Source organism: Lysobacter silvisoli, assembly GCF_003382365.1.
Classification (GTDB): domain Bacteria; phylum Pseudomonadota; class Gammaproteobacteria; order Xanthomonadales; family Xanthomonadaceae; genus Lysobacter; species Lysobacter silvisoli.
The window spans coordinates 1,294,015-1,312,982 of record NZ_QTSU01000001.1 but is presented as its reverse complement, the minus strand read 5'-3'; the positions used below and the strand labels follow the sequence as shown (position 1 = coordinate 1,312,982).

Below are 18,968 nucleotides of genomic sequence, written 5' to 3'. Positions count from 1 at the left end.
CGGCCATGGACGACAGGGCAGTGGTCTCAATCGGCGGGTCGGACACCGGCGTCGCCGCCATGTGGGTGCACCCGAACTACGTGCTGCGCGTCGCCGGCGAGCCGGCGTCCAAGCTGGACGCGATCTGGACGGGCGAATCCGACCGGGCTTGGGCGCAGCTGACCGAACTGCGCGAGCGTTCGGCTGCGCTGGCCCCCGACGTGTGCGACCGATTGGCGCTGGTCGTGCCCAGCGTACTCGACGTCGGCGACCGGCGGCGGGTGCTGGAACTGCGTCGCGCCCTGCACAACGGCCGTCCGGCCAAGGCCTCCGAACTGGAGGCGGGCGGTAAGTACGCCGATGCCGAACTGTACGCCCGCATCGTCGAACTGGACGGCGTCCACGCCACCCTGGCTACGGCGCAACAGGCGTTCGCCGCGGCTTTCGATCGGGAATTGGCCGACGGAGCCCAGTCCATCCACCTGCTGCTGGAGTCGATGAATCTCCAGCTCGCCCTGAGCTACAACAACGAGAAGCTGCTGACTCGCCTGCACAAGCACTACGGCGAGGGCGCCGCGCCCACGGACGCCAAGACCGCACGCAATCTGGAAGACTCCCTGCTGCAGTTCTTCGCCCGCGCCTCGACCAAGACCAGCCCCTTGTCGTCGCTGACGTTGAACCGGGTGGGGCACTGGCAGGGCGAGGAGGGCGCGAGCGAGAGCCGGCTGTCCAACCGGATCGAACGGCGGGTCGAAGCCAAGGCCGCGCTGATGCGCCACATCGTCGAAAGCTGGCTGCGCGATTACGCCAAGGCGACCCAGGCGTTCCCGCTGGCGCTCAATCCGACGGTGCGCGAGGCCGACGGCAAGCTGGAACTGCAGACCGTCAGCGCGGGCAAGGACTTCATCGGCCGGATCTGGGGCACCGGCGTGGACATCGCCAAGTTCGACGCCAATCCGGTGCTCGCCTGCGTGCGCCATGCGCTGGAGGAATCGGACGACGACTCCCTGCCTGCGCAGGCGCTGGTCGCGCGGATCTGCGCGCTCGCGCCCAAGCTGCCGCCGCCGGCCGTCGAAGGCTATGTGAGGAAGCTGTACGAGATCGGCTACCTGGTCGCGCGCACGGGCCTGCACGAGCAGACCGACACCCTGGAGTGGATCGCGGGCGTCGAGGCCGCGCTGGACGACGGCACCGACGACGCCTTCCGCACGGCGCTCGCGCGCCTGCGCGCGAACCTGGAGGTGATGCGCGGCGACGATCTCGAGCGCCGGATCCAGGCCAGCCGGGACATCGACCCGTCGATCTATTACCTGGCCACGGCCGCGGGCGCTCGGGTAGGCGGCTATCTGTACCGCACGCCTTACTACGAGAACTGCTATTACGCCGGCGACGACGCGGACCTGTCGATCGGCGCGATCGACGCGTACCGGGAAGAGTTCGAACTGATCCAGCAGCTCAACCGGGTCGTGGACGCCAACTACCTGGTCCACACCAGCCTGTGCGACTACTTCGTTTCGCGCTTCGGCGAGCAGGGCGTGTGCACCGACGTGCAGCGCTTCATCGAGGAGTTCGACGCCGCTTACGCGCCGCTGGTGTCGGAGGGCAAGATGGACGCCGAGGGCGTGGCGGCGAGTTCGCCGCGCACGCTGGCCTTGACCCGCGCCAAGCGCGCGTTCGAGGACCATCTCAGGCAGCAGCTGGGGCAGGGACGCGACATCCGTCTGGAGCCCGAGGCGCTGCGCGGCATCGTGTCGATGCTGCCACCGGGCATGCGCAACCGGCGCGCGTCCTACAGCTACCTGGTCCAGCCGTTCAAGAGCGACGGCGGCGACGGCGTGGTGCTGAACCAGATCTACGGCGGGCGCTCCGGCATCCTGTCCCGGTTCTGCGAAGTGCTGGACGACGACGGCATGGCACGCCTGCGCGCGTACCTGGGCAAGGGCTCCGAATCCGGACGCCATGCGGAACTGGGCGGAGTGTTCGGCTTCAACGCCAACCGGCACCCGGCCATGTCGGGCCTGGAGCTGGTCGTTCCGCCGTTCGCGCCGTCCTACCCGCACACCGGCAAGCTCGCCCTGGCCGACCTGCATCTGGTGTACGTCCCGGCCGAGCATCGCCTGGAGTTCCGCGACCGCGACGGCCGCGCCATCGACATCTGGTACCACGGTCTGCTCACCCCGGTGATGCTGCCGGCGGTACAGCGCACGATCGCGCTGGCGTTCAGCGAAGGCCCGTGTTTCCTGGCCGCCAACGCGCTGGCCAAGGCCAAGGAAGCCAGCGGCAGCGACGTGCTGTACTCGCCCCGGATCGCCTTGGGTAATGTGGTGATCTCGCGCAGGTCCTGGACCCTGGCGTACTCCACCTGTCCGGACCCGTCGATGCCGGCGGCGCGCTTCTACCTGGCCATACGCGACTGGCAGAAGGCCCATGGCCTGCCGCAGCGCTTCTTCGTCCGTGCCTTGCTGGCCGGTACCGGCGAGCGCGCGCGGATCTCGCGCTACTCGGCGATGAAGGAGATCAATTTCAAGGATCTCAAGCCGTTCTATGTGGATCTGCGCAACCCCAGGTTCGTGCGCCTGCTGCAGAACATGCTCAAGCGCCACACCCTGTCGCTGATGGTGACGGAGCTGTTGCCGGACTTCGACGACCACGCCTCTTCTGTCGAGGGTGAAACCCATGTCTCGGAACTGCATTTCGAGCTGACCAGCAATCTCGAGCGGCCTGCGCCCGAGGCGCGCTGGCATGCGCTGCGTATCGCCTACTTCGGCGATCGCGGGCCGCTGATTCTGGGCCCGGTCGCCGAAGCGATCGAGACCGCCAAGCGCGACTTCGGGGTCGAGCGGGCGTTCTTCCTGCCGCATTGGAAGTTCGGCCCGCACATCGACCTGGTCCTGCGCTGCGATTCGGAGTCCTACGCGCTGCGCGTGCTGCCGGCGATCCAGGCGATCGTGGAGCGGTGGATCGCCGAGCATCCGAGCCAGGTGCGGATCGATCCGGAGGAATACGAGAAGACCTCGAGGTGGATCGGCACCTTCGAGATCGACAGCGGGCCCTATCTGCCCTTGCTCAAGGACAACACGGTCGCGCCGGTGCCTTACCTTCGGCCCAAGACCCTGCTGATCCCGGCGGTGGCCGAGAGCAAGGAACTGATGCTCAGCGACTGCGCCGAGCTGATCCTGGCGCTGTACCGGCTGAAGGACGCCGACCGCGACGCCTTCTTCATCACCCTGCATTCGATGTTGGCGGCCACCGCCAACACGCCCAAGGCCGGGGCGAAAGAAGGCTACATGTCGATGCGCTCGCACGCCGACTACTTCTTCGCCGCCTACGACACCGACAACGCCCTGCGCGGGCGTTTCGACCAGGTCGATGCCAAACACCAGGCCAGGCTGGACCGCGCCACGGCCGCGGTCGTGGCCGGTCGTTACGACGAGACCGGGCTGCCGGCGCCGTTCGTCCGGGTGCTGGAGGACTGGGTCCGGGCCCTGGCGGAGGTCGATGCGCGCAGCAAGCGCATCGTCGAGTCGCATTACCAGGAACTGGTCGGTCAGAACGATCAGTTCATGGACATGGCCACGCAGATGCGCCAGGACGTGCCCGACGAGTTCTTCCAGCGCATCGAACAACGGCAGATCTCCGAGATCGGCGATGCGTTCATCAACACCAAGGCCGGAAAGGAGGCGCTGCAGAAGCCGGCGTTCCTGGCCTATCGGATCAACGTCAACTTCTTCTATGCGCTGCTTCCGCTGCTGGAAGTGGCGCCGATCCAGAAATTCCTGCTCTGCCACGTGCTGTCGAATTCGGTCGAACGCGTGTTCGGCCAGGACTGGAGGCAGAAAGTCGAGCGGATCCGCGCTATGGAGAGCTCCAGCCCATGAATCAAACCGTTGCCGGTAGCCGCGTCAAACTCAAGAACCATGTCTATTTCGGCCTGGTGCCCGACGGCATCCTGTTCGACGCCGGCGATAGCTCCTTCGTCCTGAAGGACGCATCGGCCTATCCGCTGGTCGAAAAGCTGATCGCGCTGATCGACGCCGGCAATCCGGTGGAGAGCATCCTGGAGCGCGCGCCGGCGAAGCTGGCCGAGTTCTTCCGCCGGTTGCTGGCCTCGCTGAGCGAGCACGGCATGCTGCTGGCGGTGGAGGCCGAGGAACCGTCGGCCGACCGGCTCGTGGCCCATACCGCGAGCAACGAACTGCGCAAGTTCCTGGAAGACCGGCTGCAGGGGCAGGGCGTCGAAGCCGCGCTGCGCCGCTGGCGCGACGCGCAGGTGGTCGTGATCGGAGGCGGACCGGCGCTGCTGTCGGCGGTCAGGGCGCTGGCCGACAGCGGCTGCGGCCACCTGAGCGTGCAGTTCGATGGCGCGGCGACCCCGGGCTGGGACGAACTGCGCGACGAGATCGAGTCCGCTCAAGGTCCACGGCTGGCCCTGCGTGCGGCGATCGACGACGGCAGCCCCATCGAATCGGCCGGCATGCTGCTGTACATCGGCGATGGCGCGATCACGGCCAGGGCGGCCCAGGTCGAGCGGACGATGCGCGAGCGCGGCATCGCCGGCGCGATCGGCGCGATCGTCGACGGCCGCGCCTGGGTGGCGCCGGCGTCGCAAGCCGGCCGTCCCGGCATTGCGGATTTGCTGCACTGGTTGCCGCCGCCGGATCCGAACTCGGCCACCTTGGGTTCCGTGGCCAAGGCCTTGCTCGGCTGTGTGGTCGCGCAGGCGGCGATCTGCCGCTACTTCGGCATCGAGGCGGCCGCGTCCGGCGGTCAGGCCGCGATCGTGTCGGCGGATCTGGAAGTCGAATACCGCATGCTGGTGGCGTCCGCGCGAGGCGAGGGCGCACCGGTTCCGTTCGTGCACCCCAGCAAGTACCAGATGCCGGAAGGCCGCGCCCTGCTGCCGTTCGAGCGGGTCAAGTTCGCGCTGGAACCGTGGCTGGATCCCTTGCTGGGGCCGTTCAGCGTGGTCGCCGACGACCGCATCGAGCAGGTTCCGTTGATGCAGTACCCGGTGCGCGTGCGCTCGGCGTCCGAAGCCGGGCGCGAGCGCATCGTCGTGGGCTGGGGCCTGGAGCATGCGGCCGCTGTCGTCCACGGCCTGTCCCAGGCGGTCGCCGCGCTGGCGCACAGCTTCCAGCCGGACCTGCCGGCGCCGGTCTGCGCCTTCGAAGAGGACGCATGGAAACGTCTCGCGCTCGCCCAGGCGGTCGCGGTCTCGGAAGAGATGGCGCGAACCCAGCAATGGGCCTGGGTTGATCTGGCCCAGTTGCCGCCCGGCCCGGCGCGCGTGCTGCATGCCTTGCTGCGCTTCCATGCGCCCGACGGCATCGGCCTGCGCTTGCAGTGGAATTCGGCCGGCGACGCCTTCATCGCCCGCGTGTCGCACGAGCACACCGCGTTGTGCAGCGCGGTCGCCGACAGCCCGCTGGGCGCGGTGGAGCTTGCGCTGGGCAAGGCGTGCAGCCTGTTCCAATTGCAGGGCCTGCACGGCGACCGCTTCGATCCGCCGCTGGCGCTGCCCGAGCCGGCCGCCGCGACGCAGGTGCCGGACTGGCGCACGGCCCTGATCGCGGCGCAGGCCGCCGCGCCGCGGCAGGCCGATTTCCACCTGTTCGCCGCACCGGGACTACCGCCCGGCGTGTATTGCGGTCATGCCAGCCTGACCGCCGCGGCGGGTGCGGCATGAGCGGCGACCGCAGCCGTCGCTATGTGGTCGCCAATCCGGCCTGCCTGGACGTGCTCGGCGGCCCGGCTGCGGTGGCGCGCCTGTGGGACGCGAACGTCGAAGCGTTCGCCGATCTGGCCCGGGCCGAGCATTTCGAAGCCGAGCCGGGCAGCCAATGCCTGCTGCTGTTCGACCAGAGGCTGGATCTGCTGTCGGCGATCGACCTGCAACGGCGCCTGGTCCAAGCCGGGGTCACGGTGTTCTTCGTCGGCGTGGAGCCGGGGTCCGTGCAGATCGGGCCGGTGGTCGTGCCCGGCCAGGGCCGTTGCCTGCAGTGCCTGCAGGAATGGATCCGCACCAATCACCCCACCGGCAAGACCTATACGGCCGAGCGGTCGGGCCGCCGTCCCACGCCGTTCAAGCCGCTGTCGCCCGCCGCGCGCATCGCCGTCGCCGAGCTGATGGCGTCGCTGGCCGGCGCGGACCTGGGCCAGCAGGACAGCGCATTGCCGCCGGGCCACTACTACACGCTGCGCGTGGACGCGCTGGAGATCGCGCGGCACCGCTATATGCAGGTCAGCCAGTGCCCGGCCTGCGATATCCGGCCGGCGCCGTCGCAACCGGCGGCGCTGCGGTTCCAGTCGCGGATCAAGCTCGACCCGAGCGACCGGCGGCCGCCCAACGACAAGCTGTCGCTGCGCAGCGTGCGGCGGATGTTCCTGGATCGCCATTGCGGGCTGATCAAGCACGTGTTCCAGAACTGGCAATCCGACCTGATGCCGCTGTTCACCTCGGAGCGGCCGTTCCCGGGCGGCGGCTCCACCGATTACAACCATGGCCGCGCCTTCAACTACCAGACTTCCGAGCTGATCGCATTGCTGGAAGGCGTGGAGCGCTACGCCGGCAACGAGCCGCGCGACGGCATGGTCGCCTTGCGCGGCAGCCGCGCGCAGATGGTCGCGCGCTACGGCGACCGCGTGGTCGATCCGGCGGTGTTCGTGATGCACACCGACGAGCAGCGCGCGAACCCCTTGTTCCGCTTCGAAACCTATACCGAAGACCTGGAGTTCGGCTGGGTCTGGGGGCATTCGCTACGTCGCGACGAGCCCATCCTGGTGCCCGAGCAACTGGGCTACTACAACATCAAGAGCCGGCCGGGCGTGCCGGCCAACCGCTTCATCTACGACTCGTCCAACGGCTGCTCGCTGGGCGGCAGCATCGAGGAAGCGGTATTGGGCGGGCTGCACGAAGTGATCGAGCGCGACGCCTATTTCTCGACCTGGTATTCGCGGATCGCGCCGGCGCGGATCGACAACCGCAGCATCGACGACCGCCACAGCGCCGCCCTGATCGCCCGTTCCGAAGCCGCCGGCTTCGAGGTCTACCTGTTCGACATGACCAGCGAGGCGCAGATCCCGGTGGTCGGCGCCATGATCGTGGACCCGTCCAGCGACGCCAAGGTCAAGTCCTACTGCGCCTCGGCCTGCGGCGGGCGCTGGAGCGACACGATCTTCTCCGCGCTGGCCGAAGTCACCACCTCGATGGGCGTGTACCGCAAGAGCGAGACCCTGGATTTCGCCCGAGCGCGGGCCATGTACGAAGACCATGCGCTGGTCAAGGACATGTTCGACCACGTGCTGCTGTACAGCCTGGACGAAACCTTGGAGCGGCTGCTGTTCCTGCTCCAAGGCGAGGTCCGGACCTTGCAGGAATGCCGCGAGCGCCTGCCCGACGTGCGGCATCTGGACCTAACCCGGGAGCTGGAAGAGGACTGCGCCAAGGTGCTGGGGATCGCCACCGACATCATCGTGGTGGACCAGACCTTCGCCGAATTGCGCGAACTGGGGTTGAGCGCGGCCAAGGTGCTGGTGCCGGGCCTGATGCCGGTGACCTTCGGGCACCAGTACCGGCGCATCGACACCGACCGCCTGGACCGGTTCGCCCGCCATCGCGGCATCGCCGCCCCGGCGTACACGCTGGCCAACGTCAACCCCTATCCGCACAACTTCCCATGACCGCTCCCGACCCGGCACGCGCGGATCAGCTGGAAGCCTGGTTGCTCTCGGGCCACCAGCGCTTGGAGCGCCTGATCGTGCCGGCCTTCGCCGAGGGCAAGAAAGCGTTGCGGCGCCAGGCCAGCGCGGTCGAACCGGCGAGCCTGCGCCTGCTGCCCTCGGCCGGCCTGCCGCGCGAGCTGTGCGACCTGGATGCGTGGCTGTCGGGCTCGCGCGCGGGCATGCCGGCGCTGGACGAGCCGGTCCGCTGGTCGCTGTTCTTCCGCTATCTGGCCGCTCCGCTGCGCTACGAGCCCTACAGCGAGTCGGCGATCCACAAGGCCGTGCCGTCCTCGCGCGGCCGCTATCCGCTCAAGTACTACCTGCTGCGCAGCCGCGGCGGAACCACGCAGGTGCATGCCTACGTGCCCGAGTTCCATGGCCTGCAAGCGCTGCCGCCGCTGGCCGCGGGGGCGATGGGCGAGGGGACCGCGGCGCTGGTGTGCGTGGGCCGGGCCTGGCGCTACGCCGAGGAGTACGGCGAGTTCGCGCATGTGCCCTGCGTGCTCGAGGCGGGTCATGCGCAGGCGCAAGCCCAGCATCTGGCCCAACTGCTCGGCATCGACGAAACCGCCGATCCGGATCGCGAGACCGGCCGGCCCTTGTGCTCGCAGCCGTTCGAAATTCCGCTGTATGCCATCGGCTTGCGCCCGGGCTTCGAGCCCGAAGACTTGCCGGCCGAACACCCCCGTCTCAGCGCGCCGCGGCCCTACCCGGAGATGGAGCAGCGATTCCCGCGGCTGCGGCTGTTCCAGCGCAGCTTCGACCGTGGCGCCACACCCGCGCGCGTGGCCGCGTCGGCCGTCCCGGGCTTGAGTGCGGCGCGCCGCGGCGACGTCGGCGGGCGCGGGGTGCTGGGCGTGATGCGCCGGCGCAGTTCCGGCAACGATCGCGGCCTGGCGTCCTCGGTGCTGACCCAAGTGCCCGCCGGCACCTGCGCTTCGGTGATCGCGACCTGGAGCGCCATCCGCCGCAGGCGTCCGTCCAGCGCCGCGGCCGCTGAGCTGGCCCATTCCCTGCTGTGGCTGGGGCAGGAGCCGGGTCGGCCGCCGGGCGTCCTCGACATCGATGCCGACGCGCCGGCGCCGCAAGCCTGGCGCGGCGACCTGCGCGAAGCGGTGGTGCGCATGCTTCCGTACGCCAACACCAAGTACAACTTCGCCACCTTGACGGCGGTGCTGATCGTGCAGGCCGACGTGCGCGCGGCGATGGAACGGCTGGGCGATGCCGCGCTGCGCGAGATCCACCTGGCCGCCGGAGCGACGGCGCAGGATTTTTCGCTGGCCGCCGCCGCCCACGACCTGTATGCGCGGCCGACCAAGATGATGCGCGAGGCCCGGCTGGAGTCCGAGCTCGCGCTACGCGGCCAGGCCGTCTACCTGGTGCTGTGCGGGCACTCGCGCTCGGCCAATCCGACCATGGAGCTGTGCTGATGGACGCCGCGCCGCGCGATTGGCTCTCGCTGCATGTGTTCCTGTCCGACCCGGTCGCCAGCGAGCGCTATCTGCACGAGCGCCTGGCGCCGGCGATCCAGCGCTGGAGCGCCGACGGTGCGCTGCGGCAATGGTTCTTCATCCGCTACTGGGAAGGCGGGCCGCACCTGCGCGTGCGTCTGGCCGGCCCGATCGCGGCCGACGAGGCCGCGGCCCGGGCGGTGCTGGCCGAGGGCGTCGAGCCTTATCTGTCGGCCCGGCCCCCCACACGCGAGGAGTACTACCGCGGACACGCCTTCGACGGCCGCCCGGTGGCGCCGGAGGACCTGCCCTGGTACGCCGAGGGCACCGTGGCGGCCATCGCCTACGAGCCCGAATGGCTGCGCTACGGCGGCGAGCAGGCCATGGCCGCCAACGAGGGGCTGTTCGAGCTGTCCTCGCGGCTGGCGCTGAGCCTGTGTAAGGCCACGCAAGGCAGCCGCAGCGCGCGCCTGTCGGCGGCCTTCGCGCTGATGGCCGCGGCGGTGCTGGCCTGCGGCGAAGATCTGGCGGCGCTGGGCGGCTATTTCGAGCGCTATGGCGCGCTGTGGACGCCGATGGTCGGCCGCGAGGCGCTGGAAGCGGACGCGCCGCGCGCCAGCGATGAACAACTGCAACTGTTGCTGCGCCTGGAGCGGGAAGCGGCGGCGGGCTGGGACAGCCGCAGCGCGCATGCGGTCTGGGCACGCGGCGTGCAGAAGCTGGCGCTGCACCTGAGGGAATTGCATGCGCAAGGGCGGCTGCTGGCGCCCTACGACGGCCGCGCGACCGTCGGCGATGCGATGTGCCGCAACGCCGTGCTCGGCATCGTCGGCTCGCAGATGCACATGTTGAACAACCGCCTGGGCCTGCCGGCGGCAGGTGAGCTACTACTGGCGCGCATCCTCGGCGGTGCCGCTAACGCTTTGCAGCAACAGGACACGGTGGCATGAACGAGTTGAACCTCATCTGGCGGTACCACAGGTTTTTCAAGCTGCGCTCGCTGTTGCTGACCGCGGCCGTCGCCCTGGCGTTTTGCACTTTCGGCATCCTCGGCGCCTTGCGCTATTCCATGAACGGCGGCGACAACTCCATCGCCTCGCGCCGGCTGATGGCGATGAGCGACGCCGGCGCGATGCAGGTGCTGCCGCTGTCGTCGATCGACACCATCCGCAAGGTCGAGGGGCTGGAGACGATCAGTTACGCGACCTGGATCGGCCTGTACTACCGCGAACAGTCGAACATGTTCATGAGCTTCGCGGTGGAGCCGCAGACCTGGCTGGACACCCATCCCGACATGGTCATGGACGCCGACACCCGCAAGACCTTCCTCACCGACAAGCGCGCGATCCTGGTCAGCGCCGACATCGCCGACAAGTTCGGCTGGAAGAAGGGCGACTCGATTCCGCTGCAGAGCCTGCTGTTCCGGCCGCCGCATGGCGAGCGCGCCTGGAATCACATCGTGGCCGGCATCTTCGATTCGACCAAGGGCGCGGGCAGCCGCAACTTCGCGGTCACCCACTACGACTTCCTCAACGAGAACCGCGACATCTGGAAGGACACCGTCGGCAGCTTCGTGATCACGCTCAAGCCGCACGTCACCGCCGACGACGCCTCGCAGCGCATCGACACCGCGCTGGAGACCAGCGCCTGGCCTTCGTACACCAGCTCCGACCAGGTGTTCCACAACGAGTTCTTCGCACAGTTCGGCGACATCGTGTCGATGATCGAGATGGTGGTCGTGGTGACCTTCTGCGCCCTGATGCTGATGGTCAGCAGCGGCATGGCGCTGGGCGTGCGCCAGCGCCGGCGCGACCTGGGCATCATGCGCGTGATCGGTTACTCCAACGCCCGCATCCTGCGCATTGTGGTCGGCCAGACCATGATGGTGGTCCTGGCCGGCGCGGCGCTGGGCATGCTCGTCGCCTTCGCCTTCAACTGGGCGGTGACCTCGCGCTACCCCGAGATCCTGCCGCATCTGTATCTGCCGGTTCCGGTCATGGGCCAGGCCCTGGTCATCGGCATCGTGCTGAGCCTGATCGCCGCGGCGATTCCCGCGTACATCGCATTGCGAACCAAGCCGGTCGAAGCCATGGCGGAGGAAGCGATATGAGCCCATCCCAACCCTCCGCGGGCAGCGGCCCGGTGAGCGCCGAACACGTGGGCACGCTGTCGCAGTTCGCGGCGCTGATCCCGGTGGCCATCGGCAACGCGCTGCGCGCACGCTGGGCCAGCGCCACCACCATCGGCTGCGTGATGCTGTCGGTGATCGTGCTGTGCTCGTTCCTGGCCATGTCGCGCGGCTTCTACGCCGCCGGCGACAGCGCCGGCTCGGACCGCATGGCGGTCATGCTCGGGCGGCAGGCGCCGATCGAGATCGAAAGCGACATCGATCCGGCCGAGGCGGTGCTGCTGGAACGCGCTCCCGGCTTGTCCATGCTCAGCACGACCTCCAAGGTCTCGCCTGAGGTCGTGGTCTCGGTCAGCCGCCGCGCCAAGGGCTTCGCCAAGCGCATCAACTCGACCTTGCGCGGCATGCGTCCCGAAGGCTTGCTGCTGCGCGAGCGCCAGGGCTTCAAGCTGGTCGAAGGGCGGGTGTTCCGCCCCGGCGTCTACGAAATGATCGTGGGCCGCAAGCTGGCCGAGCGGGTCAGCGGCCTGGAGCTGGGCAACAAGATCGTGCTCAGCGGCAAGACCTGGACGGTGGTGGGCGTGTTCACCATGTCCAACAGCCTGCTGGAGAGCGAGTACTACGCGGACGTGCAATCGGTGCAGACCGCGTTCGACCGCCACAACCAATACCAGTCGCTGTACGCCTGGCTGGAGCCGGGCGCGACCCTGGACGGCCTGCGCAGCTTCGTCGAGGCCGACCCGCGCTTCCAGGTCGACGTGCTGACCCAGCGCGACCTGTACCGCGACCAGGTCGAGGACACCAGCAACGTCATCATGTACCTGGGCTGGCCGCTGGCCTTCGTGCTGACCATCGGCACCTTCGCCGGCGTGCTCAACACCATGCTCATGGTCATCGAAGGGCGCAAGCGCAACCTGAGCGTGCTGATGATGCTGGGCTTCGCGCCGGCGGCGATCCGCCTGGCGGTGCTGCTGGAAACCCTGCTGCTGACGGTCACCGGCGCCTTGCTGGGCACCTTGCTCATGTACCTGTTCGTCGACGGTCGCGCGGCCACCATCGTCGGCAAGTACTACGCCACCGTCGAGTACACCATGAAGGTCGACTGGAGCGTGCTGTTGAACGCCCTGGGCTTGGCCATCACGGTGGGCCTGATCGGCGGCGCCTTCTCCAGCCTGGCGATTCCCAGCTACCGCAAGACGCCCGCGAGCCGCAGCGCATGAGCACAGCCGAGTCCGACATGGAAGAGATGAACAGCGCCGCCAAAGCGCGGATCGAAAAAATCAGGGGGCTGTCGCTGGTGCGCGACGAGCCGGCGCCGGCGCGCGGCAAGCGTCCGTCCGGCTGGGTGCTGGGCCTGGCCGGCCTGCTGGTGGCGCAGACGCTGGTCTTCGCCTACTTCATGGTCGGCCGCGGCGATGACACGGCGGGCGGTGCCGCTGCCGCCGCTAGCGCGGTGGGTGCGGCCGGCGCCGCCGGCGGTTCGCCGCGGGCCCAAGCTGGCGCCGCCGCGGCGATCGGCGAGGCCAACGTGGTGCTGCAGGCACAGGGCTTCGTCGTCGCCCGGCGCCAGGCCACCGTGTCCACCCGCGTCGCCGGCATCGTCACCGAGGTGCCGGTGGACGTGGGCGACTACGTCGAGCGCGGCCAGGTCGTGGGCGTGCTCAATTCCGACCTGGCCGAAAAAGACCTGCAACTGGCCGAGAAGGAACTGTTTTCGCTGCGCTCCATGGTCGCGCGCGAACAGGCGCGCAAGGACCAGGCCGAGAGCGAGTACCGGCGCGAGCTGGAACTGGAAAAGAGCCACTACACCTCGCGCGCGCGCGTGGACGAGAAGAAGGCCGCCAGCATCGTCGCCAGCACCTCGCTGGCCAGCACCGTCGCCGAGCTCGACCTGGGCGAGGTGCGGGTGCGCCAGCAGCGCAGCCTGCTGGGCAACTACACCATCCGCGCGCCGTTCTCCGGCATCGTGGTCGAGCGCAATTCGCAGGTTGGCGAGCTGGTGGCGCCGATGAGCGCGGGCGGCAGCTTCACCCGCACCGGCATCTGCACCATCGTCGACATGGATTCGCTGATCCTGGTGGTCGACGTGGGCGAACAGCAGATTCAGAACGTCAAGGTCGGCCAGTCGGTGACCTTCCGCCTGTACTCGGACGAGCAGACCCAGATGCAGGGCAAGGTGCAGCGCATCGTGCCCAGCGCGGATCGGGCCAAGGGCACGCTGCAGGTGCAGATCGTGATCGTCGGCAAGGACCCGCGGGTCCTGCCGGGCATGCGCGCCAACGTCAATTTCATCTAGTCGAACGATCGGTTTCGGGGGGAGTCATGGGCAACAACACTGGATTCAAGCTGGTTTCCGTTTCCAAGGTCTACCAGCGGGGCGCCGAGTCGACCGCGATCTTCGACGAGCTGAACATGGACATTCCGCAGGGCCTGTTCCTGGCTTTGATGGGGCCGTCCGGCTCGGGCAAGACCACCTTGCTCAATCTGCTCGCGGGCGTGGACCGGCCCAGCTCCGGGCAGATCCTGTTCGGCGGCAAGCGCATCGACGACATGCCGCAGGCGGCCATGTCGGAATGGCGCGCGCGCAACGTCGGCTTCATCTTCCAGTCCTACAACCTGCTGCCGATGCTCAGCGCCGAGCAGAACGTGTCGCTGCCGCTGTCGCTGGTGCGCATGGCCGCCGGCGAGCGCAAGCGCCGGGTGGCCTCGGCGCTGGATCTGGTCGGCCTGTCCCATCGCGCCCGGCACATGCCCAGCCAGCTCTCGGGCGGCGAGCAGCAGCGCGTGGCCATCGCCCGCGCGATCGTCGGCGACGCCCCGGTGCTGCTGTGCGACGAGCCCACCGGCAACCTGGACCGTGCGGTCGCCAGCGAAGTGCTGGACCTGCTGCGCGATCTCAACCGCGAACTCGGCAAGACCGTGGTCATGGTCACCCACGACCAGCGCGCGGCCGGCTACGCCACGCTGGGCATGCAGTTGGACAAGGGCCGCTTCGTCGACATGGCCCTGGCCGCGGCCTGAGGCCGGCGCAGACGCATGGAGCCGCGCATGCACGCAGCCGCGCCGTCGGCGACCGCGCCCGAGGTCTCGAACGCTGGCGCGCCGGCGGCCGCGCCGATCCGCGTGTTCGGCCAAGACCTGAGCTTGGCGAAGTCGTTCTGGGATGGCACCCAGCGCGCCTGCGATCCGCAGGACACGGTGCGGCGCTTGCGGGCGCTGGCGCCGCGGATCGGCCTGACCCGGCTGGCCAATGTGACCGGGCTGGACGTGGTGGGGGTGCCGGTGTGGGTCGCGATCCGGCCCAATTCCCGCGGCCTGGCCACTTCGCAAGGCAAGGGCCTGACCCATGCCGCGGCGCAGGCCTCGGCGCTGATGGAGTCGGTGGAGTGCTGGCACGCGGAGCACATCGAGCGGCCCGTACGCGTGGATTCGCCCTGGTCGTTCGGGCGCAAGGCGCCGATTGTGCAATACCAGCGGCTCAGCCACTACGAGGACAGCCCGCCGCGCGCGGACCAGCCCATCGCCTGGGTCGAGGGCTACGATCTGCTGCAGGACGGGCCCTGCTGGCTGCCGCTGGAGAGCGTGAGCACCAACTACGTCGGCAGCGGCCAACGCGGCTCGGCGACCACGTTCATGCAGTCCAGCAACGGCCTGGCTGGCGGCAACGAAGTGCTGGAAGCGATCGTCCACGCGCTCAAGGAGCTCATCGAGCGCGACGCGATCCACTACGCGGGCGAGGCGATGCGCAGCTTCGACAGCGCGCGCCGCGTGCGCATCGAGACCATCGACGACGCGGACTGCCGCGCGGTGATCGACAAGCTCGATGCCGCCGGCGTATCGGTCGCCGCCTTCGACCTGACCTCGGACCTGGGCATCCCCGTGTACGGCTGCTCCATCGTCGATGCCGACGATGCGTTGCGCTGGCGCACGCTGCCGCATTTCAACGGCTACGGCTGCCATCTCAACCCCGGCATCGCCATGCTGCGCGCGGTGACCGAGGCGGTGCAGAGCCGCCTGACCTACATCAGCGGCTCGCGCGACGACATCGCGCCCGGGCAGTACCGTTCAGGCGGCAATCCCAACGCGCTCAAGAGCTATCGCGAGGCCTGGGCGCGCTCGCCGGCCAGCCTGGACTTCCGCGAGCGGCGCAACCTGGCGACCTCGAGCTTCAACGGCGACATCCGCTACCTGCTCGACACCCTGCGCGCGGCCGGCATCGACAACGCGGTGGCCGTGGACCTACGCAAACCGGAGATCGGCGTGTCGGTGGTGCGCATGGTGGTGCCGGGCCTGGCCGGCGCCCTGTCGCACGGCCGCGCGATTCGGGTGCCGCAGCGCGACCGGCTCGCCCGCGGTGGAGCGCCGCGCTGATGGCCACCTACGTCTATCTGGGCCCATCCTTGCCGCGCGACCAGGCCGAGCGGATCCTGCCGGCGGAGTACCTGGATCCCATCGCCATGGGCGATCTCTACACCCTGGTGCGGACCCGCGCGCGCCGAGGCGACCGGGTGGCGATCGTCGACGGTTTCTTCGAACAGGTGCCCGCGGTCTGGCACAAGGAAATCCTGTACGCGATCGAACAGGGGATCGCGGTCTATGGCGCCTCCAGCATGGGCGCCTTGCGCGCGGCGGAGCTGCACGGCTTCGGCATGCGCGGCCTGGGCCGGGTGTTCGAGGCCTATCGCGATCTGGTCATCGAGGACGACGACGAGGTCGCGGTGGCGCACGCCACCCAGGAAGAGGGCTATCGCTCCCTGTCCACGGCCATGGTCAGCCTGCGCTTCGGTCTGGACGGGTTGCGTCAAGCGGGCCGTATCTCGGCCGAGCAGCACGACCGGCTGTGCGCCTACGCCAAGTCGCAGCATTACAACGTGCGCAGTTGGGCCGACACCTATGCTTATGCATTGGGCCTCGGCCTGGGCGAGGACGTGCTGGCGGCGCTGCGCGACGTCGCCGCCGAACCCGACGCCAAGGCCCAGGATGCCGTCGCGCTGCTGCGGCATCTGGCGGCGCTGGAGGATGGCGCGGACGAGCCGCGCGAGCCCGGCTTCGTGCTGGAGCAAACCGGCCTGTGGCGCGACCTGACCCAGTCGCAGGAAGCGCGCGTGGCCAGCGAGTCGCTGCAGGCGGCGCTGTCCAGCGCGCCGATCGATGCCGAAGTGGTCGAGCACGCGCGCGCGGCCTCGCCGCTGCGCGACGCGCTGCTGCGCGAGGCGCTACTGATGAAGATCGCCCGGGAGAGCCGCGCGGCGGCGCCGCCCGGCGCCCAGGACCTGAAGGCGGCCGTGTTCCGGATCGCAGCCAAGAACGGCCTGCGCAGCAGCGAGGATCTGCGCGCCTGGCGCGCGCAGCAGGGGTTGAGCGATGCGGATTGGCTGGCGCTGTTGCAGATGGACGCGCGCGTGCAGCAGCTGTCCTTGCAGGCCATGGCCGGCGTGGATGCCTATCTGCTGGCCGCCTTGAAAGCCAACGGACGCTACGCCGACGCCGTCGCCAACGTCGCCGCGATTCGCCAGCGCTATGGCGAGACCTGGCTCAAGCAACTGTCCGCCGAAGATTTCGGTATCGGTTACCCGGACCTGCAGCGCTGGTACGAACATCGCTACGGTCCGATGCTGCCCGATCCGGAGACCCACGCGCAGGCGCTGGGGTTTCAGGGCCTGTCGGGCTTCGTGACCCATGTGCTGGGGGAGTATTTGCTGGCGCAGGGCATCGAGGAAGGCGCTGCGGCATCGGGCGAGCCGATGCATTGAGCTTAGGCTGGGCGGGGGATCCAGGTCTGGAGTAGATCGAGGCTTACGCCGCTCCCACAGCAGGCGGACTTCGATGGGCATGGCTGGGCCCACGCGCAGAGCGGCCGGGTCGCGGCTCACGCCGCTCCTACCCTAAAGCGGAAGCCGCCGCTCCGGTGGGAGCGGCGGCGGTGGAGCTTACGGGCCGAAGTAGGTCGAGATGCTCGACCACACGCCGCTGAGCTGCGAGTAGCCGTCCGGATCGCTGGGCGCCGAGCAGAACGAGGTGCCGCCGTACAGGCCGCCGCGCAGCTGGTAGTCGCCGCTGCCGGCGATGGTGAACAACGCCGAGCCCGAGGAGCCACCCTCGGTCACGCCGGTGTTCCAGACCACGCGGGTCAGCGGCGACTTGCCGTCCAGGGTGTAGGACAGGCTGGTCACCGAACCCAGCGAGTACTTCTTCAGATCGCCGGCGGGGTGGTGGATACCCTCGATCGCGGTGCCGGTGGCGGCGATGGCGCTGCTGTTCCAGGCCGCGTAGAACGCGCCGGTCGGCGGAGCGGTCTTGAGCTCCAGCAGCGCGGTGTCGCGGGTGGTGTTGGCATGGCGCAGATAGGCGCCGCCGGTCAGGGTGACCGCGCCCGGGTTGGCGGTGTCGTTATTGCAGGCGGTGGCGTCGAAGAACCAGTACGTCTGCAGGGTGTCGGCGACCTTCTGCGTGCTGATGCAATGCGCGGCGGTCCAGAACAGCTGGCGCTTGGGCGAATTGTTGTTGTTGAGCAGGGTGCCCGTGCACAGGTAGGACTTGCCCTTGGACGTGTAGACCATGCGCGCCACGGCCTTGCTCGCGGCCAGGAAGCCCGCGGTCGGATTGACCCGGCAGACGATGTCCTTCTCGCAGGCGCCGCTGGCGCCGATGCCGCTGGCCTTGGACAGGTCGCGGGTGTTCGAGGCCGGGTCCACGTCCAGGTGCGAGAGCTGCGGCACGCTCAGGCTGAAGCCGTCCGGGCGCTGGCCGGGGGCGAGCACGATTTCCACGGTCAGGGTGTCGCCCGCCACGGTCGGCGACCAGCCGGCTTCATCGCCGCTGTAGCTGCGGCCGTTGTCGGTGAACACGCGGCCGTCGTTGCCGGCGAAGCGCAGGGTCACCGCCGCCGGATCGCCGCCGGACTTGCGCGCCGGGCGCAGGACCAGGCCCGCGCGCAGGGCCACGGCGTGGGTCGAACTCAGGGTGAAGCGGGCGCCGTGCGAACCGTCGGGCAGGGCTTCCCAGTCCAGCGTGGTCAGGTCGACCTTGCTGCGCGCCACGTTGCGGGCGAAGCCGATTTCCAGCGGCTGGCCGTGCTTGTATTGGTCGGCGCGGCGGGTGCGCACCGCGGCCAGGCTGGCCGCATCGGGCAGGCCCAGGTCGACCGCGCGCTGCGCGCGGACTTTGCCGCCGGTGGCGAAATCGGCGCCGCCCAGGGCGCTGGCCATGGGCCGTGCGGTCACCGGCGCGGACGACATTTCCGCGGCAGAAACCGTGCCGACGGCGCAGGAAATACCTAGCAGCAGGGTGGTGCGAAGCATGCCTTTACGTGTCATTGCGTGTGGCTCCCCAGGGGTCGTGGTTGAGTGCGGTGGGCCCGCGGCGCGGCACGGGCTGTCGGCGATCATGCGCGCGGCCGGAAGGGTCGGAAGCCGCTCTGGCAGGGGGTAAATGCTCATAAATGGTCGAATTCATCACATTTTCCGATTCGACAACTCAAGCGTGCCCGCAAGCGCCATTAAGGAGGAGGGAACCGCGGCCGCGCGCCGCGCACGCGGCGCCGCAATCCTTCGCTAAGGTGGCCGCTGCCGCCGCGCATGCGCGGCCGTGCGCGCAACCCCGAACGCGGGATTCGGGCGTTGAACCAGACAGACAAGGCGGCCGCCGCGGCCGCCGCAAACCGAAACGGGGTGACCGGTGCGTTCCTA

General features: G+C 69.1%; 12 protein-coding genes. 11 read left to right on the top strand and 1 reads right to left on the bottom strand.

All coding sequences use genetic code 11. From position 1 onward, the window contains the following. Positions 1-5: 5 nt before the first annotated feature. The 11 genes from DX914_RS05745 to DX914_RS05695 are packed head-to-tail and all read left to right on the top strand — an operon-like array spanning position 6 to position 17,033. Entirely contained in the window at positions 6-3,857 is a 3,852-nt protein-coding gene (locus tag DX914_RS05745) for a lantibiotic dehydratase (RefSeq protein ID WP_115858067.1), read from the top strand. Then, positions 3,854-5,665, top strand: a complete 1,812-nt coding sequence (locus tag DX914_RS05740) for a hypothetical protein (RefSeq protein WP_115858066.1) — start codon at positions 3,854-3,856, stop codon at positions 5,663-5,665. Before DX914_RS05745 ends, DX914_RS05740 begins: the two co-directional genes overlap by 4 nt. After that, complete coding sequence (locus DX914_RS05735) at positions 5,662-7,659, top strand: TOMM precursor leader peptide-binding protein (RefSeq protein WP_115858065.1); 1,998 nt, start codon at positions 5,662-5,664, stop codon at positions 7,657-7,659. Before DX914_RS05740 ends, DX914_RS05735 begins: the two co-directional genes overlap by 4 nt. Next, on the top strand, positions 7,656-9,131 hold the full coding sequence (locus tag DX914_RS05730; RefSeq protein WP_115858064.1) for a nitroreductase family protein: 1,476 nt from the start codon (positions 7,656-7,658) through the stop codon (positions 9,129-9,131). The genes DX914_RS05735 and DX914_RS05730 overlap by 4 nt, the downstream gene beginning before the upstream one ends. Then, entirely contained in the window at positions 9,131-10,102 is a 972-nt protein-coding gene (locus tag DX914_RS05725; protein WP_115858063.1) for a thiopeptide-type bacteriocin biosynthesis protein, read from the top strand. The genes DX914_RS05730 and DX914_RS05725 overlap by 1 nt, the downstream gene beginning before the upstream one ends. Next, on the top strand, positions 10,099-11,262 hold the full coding sequence (locus DX914_RS05720; protein WP_115858062.1) for an ABC transporter permease: 1,164 nt from the start codon (positions 10,099-10,101) through the stop codon (positions 11,260-11,262). Before DX914_RS05725 ends, DX914_RS05720 begins: the two co-directional genes overlap by 4 nt. Next, positions 11,259-12,500, top strand: a complete 1,242-nt coding sequence (locus DX914_RS05715; protein WP_147300610.1) for an ABC transporter permease — start codon at positions 11,259-11,261, stop codon at positions 12,498-12,500. Before DX914_RS05720 ends, DX914_RS05715 begins: the two co-directional genes overlap by 4 nt. Then, on the top strand, positions 12,497-13,576 hold the full coding sequence (locus DX914_RS05710) for an efflux RND transporter periplasmic adaptor subunit (RefSeq protein WP_115858060.1): 1,080 nt from the start codon (positions 12,497-12,499) through the stop codon (positions 13,574-13,576). Before DX914_RS05715 ends, DX914_RS05710 begins: the two co-directional genes overlap by 4 nt. Positions 13,577-13,602: 26 nt before the next feature. Next, complete coding sequence (locus tag DX914_RS05705) at positions 13,603-14,301, top strand: ABC transporter ATP-binding protein (protein WP_115858059.1); 699 nt, start codon at positions 13,603-13,605, stop codon at positions 14,299-14,301. A gap of 27 nt (positions 14,302-14,328) precedes the next feature. Further along, the gene (locus DX914_RS05700; RefSeq protein WP_158549193.1) at positions 14,329-15,651 is read left to right on the top strand and encodes a YcaO-like family protein; all 1,323 of its coding nucleotides are present in this window, start codon (positions 14,329-14,331) and stop codon (positions 15,649-15,651) included. Continuing rightward, a complete protein-coding gene (locus DX914_RS05695; protein WP_115858057.1) occupies positions 15,651-17,033 on the top strand; it encodes a TfuA-like protein in 1,383 nt (460 codons plus the stop codon). Before DX914_RS05700 ends, DX914_RS05695 begins: the two co-directional genes overlap by 1 nt. Positions 17,034-17,210: 177 nt before the next feature. Here DX914_RS05695 and DX914_RS05690 read toward each other — a convergent pair whose 3' ends face one another. Continuing rightward, on the bottom strand, positions 17,211-18,596 hold the full coding sequence (locus tag DX914_RS05690; RefSeq protein WP_115858056.1) for a trypsin-like serine peptidase: 1,386 nt from the start codon (positions 18,594-18,596) through the stop codon (positions 17,211-17,213). Between the last annotated feature and the right edge of the window lie 372 nt (positions 18,597-18,968).